Source organism: Nocardia sp. NPDC050630, assembly GCF_044457245.1.
Lineage (GTDB): Bacteria > Actinomycetota > Actinomycetes > Mycobacteriales > Mycobacteriaceae > Nocardia.
In genome coordinates this window covers 273925-278158 of the sequence record NZ_JBITGN010000005.1, presented here as the reverse complement: position 1 = coordinate 278158, position 4234 = coordinate 273925, and the positions used below count along the sequence as shown (strand labels likewise).

The following is a 4234-nucleotide window of genomic DNA, read 5'->3' as shown; positions in this document are numbered from 1 at the left end:
TCACCGTCCAACCGGTGCCGTGAAGTAGATCCGGTTCGGTGTTTGTCGCGGATAGAGCGATCATCTGAATCAAGAAGATCACCCGTGATCGCCGAAGGACGCCATCGCTACAGCTGGCCGGGTTCGCCCTGCAGTTGGATCACTGTTCGGTATTCGGGGGGACCGGCTGGCTTCTCGTTGGAGGTAGTCGAGTACGTCGGCGAAGTCGGTCAGCTGATGTCAATCCCGCGGCGTCAACGAGTAGAAACTCGAGTCCGGATCATGACAGGCGGTAGTCGCTAGCCAGCCAGCGAGGTTCCTCGACAGTCGTTTGCTATGCCGATGCCAAACGCTAAACCTGTAGGCGTGTTGAGAGATCGCAACATCGATGGGCGTCAACGCATGTGGGTATGCCGCGTCGGCGCGGCCTCGTGGGGACACCGGGCCCTCGCGGCGGGGTGCAGTTGAGTGGAGGTCGAGCTCCGGGCTCCTCGGAGCACTCGACCAACGACACGAAAAACATGACGCTTTAGTGGGAATCAACCGGATTAAGTGGGGAATCAGCCCGCGCAGTTCGCGGCGCGGCCTCCCGTGCGAAGGGGTGCCGGTGGAGGCAGGGGGTTCCCGCCGGTGGATGCCAGGCCTTCGAACAGGAGGGTGAGGTAACGCCGCCAGCCGTCGCTGCCGGGGTCCATGGTCCATAGCGTATTGGTCAGCATGGCCATGATTCTGGGCAGGTCGTCGGGCACGAGGTCGGCGCGCAGCGTGCCTTCGTCCTGTGCGCGCCGGGCGAGTAGGACCAGCGAATCGAGGAACGGGGTGTAGGCCGCCGCATCCAGGATGCCGGCGTTGCGCGCGGCTGCCACGGTGTTGAACTCGCGTGCGACCAGGCTCATCGCGGCTTCCATCACGCTGAGGAGGCCGGCTAGCGGATCGTCTTCGGCGAGTGCCCGTTCGGTGGCGGGAGCGAGCTCTTCGGTGATGCTCTGGTCGATGGCTGCCCGTACCAGGTCCGACTTGCTGGGGAAATGGTTGTAGAGCGTCCGGATCCGCACGTCGGCGCGGCGGGCGATTTCCTCTAGCGGCGCATCCGGGCCGGACTCGGCGAAGACCGCGCGCGCCATCCGCACGATGCGCTCGGCGTTGCGTGCCGCGTCGGCGCGTACCCGGGGCGCGGTGTCGTTGTCCATCGAGCCATCGTAGCAACATGCAGTCACATGTAAGTTGTGTTAACGGCCTTCCTCGAGGACGCCGACACCCTCGATATCGATCGCAGCCCCCGCGGGCATATGGCCTTCGGTTACAGTAGTTGGCTGCGCGAGCGTGTGGATGGGGAAATTGAGGACCTGGCTCCGTGCTTCGCTCGCTGTCGTGCCGGACGATCAGTCGCCGGTGGTGCTGGGCCGCAGGATGACGACCGGAATTTCGCGTTCGGTCCATGCTTGGTAGGTGTCGAAGTCGACGTAAGCGTCGACCAGCAGTGGCCAGAGTCGCGCACGTTGCTGTGCGTCTGCCGTGCTGGCGTGTACCGCGTACCTGTTGCGGCCGATCTGGATGTGGGCCTCGGGGTCGGCGCGCAGATTGTGGTACCACTGCGGATGTTTGGGCAGCCCGCCCTGCGATGCGACGATGACCGTATCGTCGCCATCGGTGATATAGAGCAGGGGTGTCGTGTAGGTGGTCCCGGATTTGCGTCCACGATGTTCGAGCAGCAGCGTCGGCACGGGTTTGCGGAACCCGGCACCGACCCGCCACTTTCCGCCGATGCGTCCGCCGGTGTGTTTGTAGACCCAAACTTGGGTTTTGCCAAGGTATTTGAAGATCTTGGGCAGCACGGGCGAGTCGAGTTGTTTCGGGCGTGGTGGCGGTGTGGCTGTCATGAATAGACCATACATTTATGCATGTATGTATGGTCAACCATCGTGTGCAGGGAAGGAATTGCCCGACTGGTCACTGTGACGGGCGGGCGTCGACTGGTACGGGTGTTGGTCCCGGCAGCTCTCGCGCTGCGTTCGTGGCTCCGCTCGTTGCCGGTGGGGAACGATCAGAGCGGCGGTGATGGCGAGGACGCAGATGCCGCCGGAGACGGCGAATGATGTGGCGTAGCCACCGATGGTGGGCAGTGGGCGCCGGTCATCGTGTTGGCCGCGAGGACCGCGGTGGCGACGGCGGTGCCGATCGACCCGGCCGACCGAACGAAGCGTCCGGTTGATGCTGTTGGCCGCGCTGGTCTGCTCCGGCGTTACCCGGCTGTTGAGCAACGTCGGCATCGCACCCATGGCGGGCCGAACTGCGTGAGCGCAGTGCTCGGTGCGGTCGGGGCCGCTCGGGCACCGACGGTATCCAGAACCTAATGCTTGGTGTGCTAACCTCGCCGAGGAGACAAATTGCAGTTACATGCAAAATGCTGTTGCGCGAGGAGTTCGATGTTCTTCCGTGGTACCGGTGCTGCTGCCGCCCTTACCCTCTGCTTCGCTGCAATTGCCGGTGCGGACACCGTTATTGCACTTCCAGGCGGCGAAATCACCAAGACTCTGTCCGACGGCACCGTCGTCACGGTCCGGCTGGTCGGCGAGTCGGCAGAGATCAACCCCTCGATGGGCTCGACCCCGGCACACCGCAACGCCTGGGTGTCCGGCAGTGCGCAAGTCGACCTGTCCGGCTCGGGAAGTAGTGCGGGGGGCATTGTCTTTCCGGGCTATACCGTGGGATGCCAGGTCGACATCGCTGGCGGCGGCGCCAATGGTGGTGTCGGAGGTCGGCTCCGGAGTGACGGCCAAGAGGTGACGCCGGACGTCAGCGCGACCTCCGGCGCCAACCTGACCCTCGGACCTGGGCAAGCGAAGTCGTTCTACCTTATCGATCGGGAAAAGGCCGACGCCTTCGGAAACGAGTCCCACAAAATGTACAACCGCTTCTCGGGCACCAGTGGCTCGGTCACGTGGACCGACGAAACGCTCGGTCTGAGCGGTTGCGGTGGATACGCCCAAGCTCGCGCCTTCGTCAGTGTCGAAGTCAGGAGCGACACTGTCTCTTCGTGGATCACGTTGTGGGGGAAGCCTTTCAGCCTCGGCTAGCGCCCGAGTCGTTGGGCGATTGCGGCCGCTGTGCGGCGGTGCTTGCATGTCATCGAGGCAGCGGTCGGTCGGTTCGGCGATGCGGTCGCCGAGGGCACGCATGCGGGACGCGGAGAATGCGGGCACCAGCATCCGCCGCATCCGTTTGTGTTCCCGCTCTTCGCTTTCGAAGTCGCCGCTCCGGCCGCGCGATCGGGCTCAGCGCGGCGGCGCTTTTCAGTGGGTCAATTTCGGGCCGTTCAGTCCAGGGCGACGCCGAGTTCGGCGGCGAAGGTCTTGATCATGTGCTGGACGCCGATCTCGTTGCCGCTGATGAGCATGTGGTCGTGTTGGCTGACGCCCATGTTCATCAGAGGATCCCTGGTGCCACCCGGGTCGGTATCGAGATTGCTGATCCAGTTGAACGGAAAGCCCATGCGATGGTGGCGACCAAAGGTGTCGTGCGTGGAGGTGTTGGCCACAGTGCTCGATAGGGTCGCCCGAGGGCAACCGTCCGAGCAAAGGAGAGTCGATGCGTACGCACGGATGGTCGGGAACCGCCCCGGCCGATGACACCGAGGCCATCGCGCGCATCCTTGCCGCCGCCCGCACTGCCATACAACGCTCCGGCGGGGAATTCACCATGGCCGAGATCGCGCGCGACCTCGGCGTCACCCGCCAGACTGTCTACCGGTACTTCGCCAACGCCGAAGCCCTTCTCGTCGCCACCGCCTTGGCCGAATCGGGACAGTTCCTCGACATTCTCGCCGCCCACCTCGGCCGGATCCCCGATCCGGCCGACGCTGTGGTCGAAGGCATCGCCTACACCCTCGAATGCCTCCCGGGGGACCGTTACCTCGGCCTGTTGCTCACCCCTGCCCGCTCCGGCACCTTCTCCGCAGGCGTCACCTCCGATACCGCGTTCGCTTTCGGTCGTTCCATCCTCGAGCGCTTTGCCGTCGACTGGGAACAGGCGGGCATCGACAGCGTCCGTCTCGATGAGCTTGTCGAACACATGCTTCGCATCGTCCAGTCCTTCGTCCTCGACCCCGGACGACCTCCCCGCCGCGGTGCCGAACTCCGCGCGTACCTCACCACTTGGGTCGCGCCGGCAGTGCGCAATCTCCAACCGGAGTACCAACAAGAACGGCCTTGATTCCTACCGTCTCGCTCACGCGCCAACAGCCCAGAACTGAACC

The 4234-nt window shown here is 64.3% G+C and carries 5 protein-coding genes; 2 read left to right on the top strand and 3 right to left on the bottom strand.

Annotated elements, in window-relative coordinates; all coding sequences use genetic code 11:
- Positions 1-539 precede the first annotated feature (539 nt).
- Positions 540-1169: a TetR/AcrR family transcriptional regulator gene (locus ACIBG0_RS16270; RefSeq protein ID WP_397033158.1), complete on the bottom strand. Its 630-nt coding sequence runs from the start codon at positions 1167-1169 to the stop codon at positions 540-542.
- A gap of 192 nt (positions 1170-1361) precedes the next feature.
- A complete protein-coding gene (locus ACIBG0_RS16265) occupies positions 1362-1859 on the bottom strand; it encodes a nitroreductase family deazaflavin-dependent oxidoreductase (RefSeq protein WP_397033156.1) in 498 nt (165 codons plus the stop codon).
- A 546-nt stretch (positions 1860-2405) separates the two neighbouring features.
- Here ACIBG0_RS16265 and ACIBG0_RS16260 point away from each other — a divergent pair.
- Positions 2406-3056 (top strand): MspA family porin, encoded by a 651-nt coding sequence (locus ACIBG0_RS16260; protein ID WP_397033154.1) that lies wholly within the window; start codon positions 2406-2408, stop codon positions 3054-3056.
- Positions 3057-3295: 239 nt separating this feature from the next.
- On the opposite strand, the gene ACIBG0_RS16255 is transcribed toward ACIBG0_RS16260, so the two are convergent.
- Positions 3296-3517 (bottom strand): hypothetical protein, encoded by a 222-nt coding sequence (locus tag ACIBG0_RS16255; protein WP_397033152.1) that lies wholly within the window; start codon positions 3515-3517, stop codon positions 3296-3298.
- Positions 3518-3567: 50 nt separating this feature from the next.
- On the opposite strand from ACIBG0_RS16255, the gene ACIBG0_RS16250 reads away from it, so the two are divergent.
- Positions 3568-4191 (top strand): TetR/AcrR family transcriptional regulator, encoded by a 624-nt coding sequence (locus ACIBG0_RS16250; protein ID WP_397033150.1) that lies wholly within the window; start codon positions 3568-3570, stop codon positions 4189-4191.
- Positions 4192-4234: the final 43 nt, after the last annotated feature.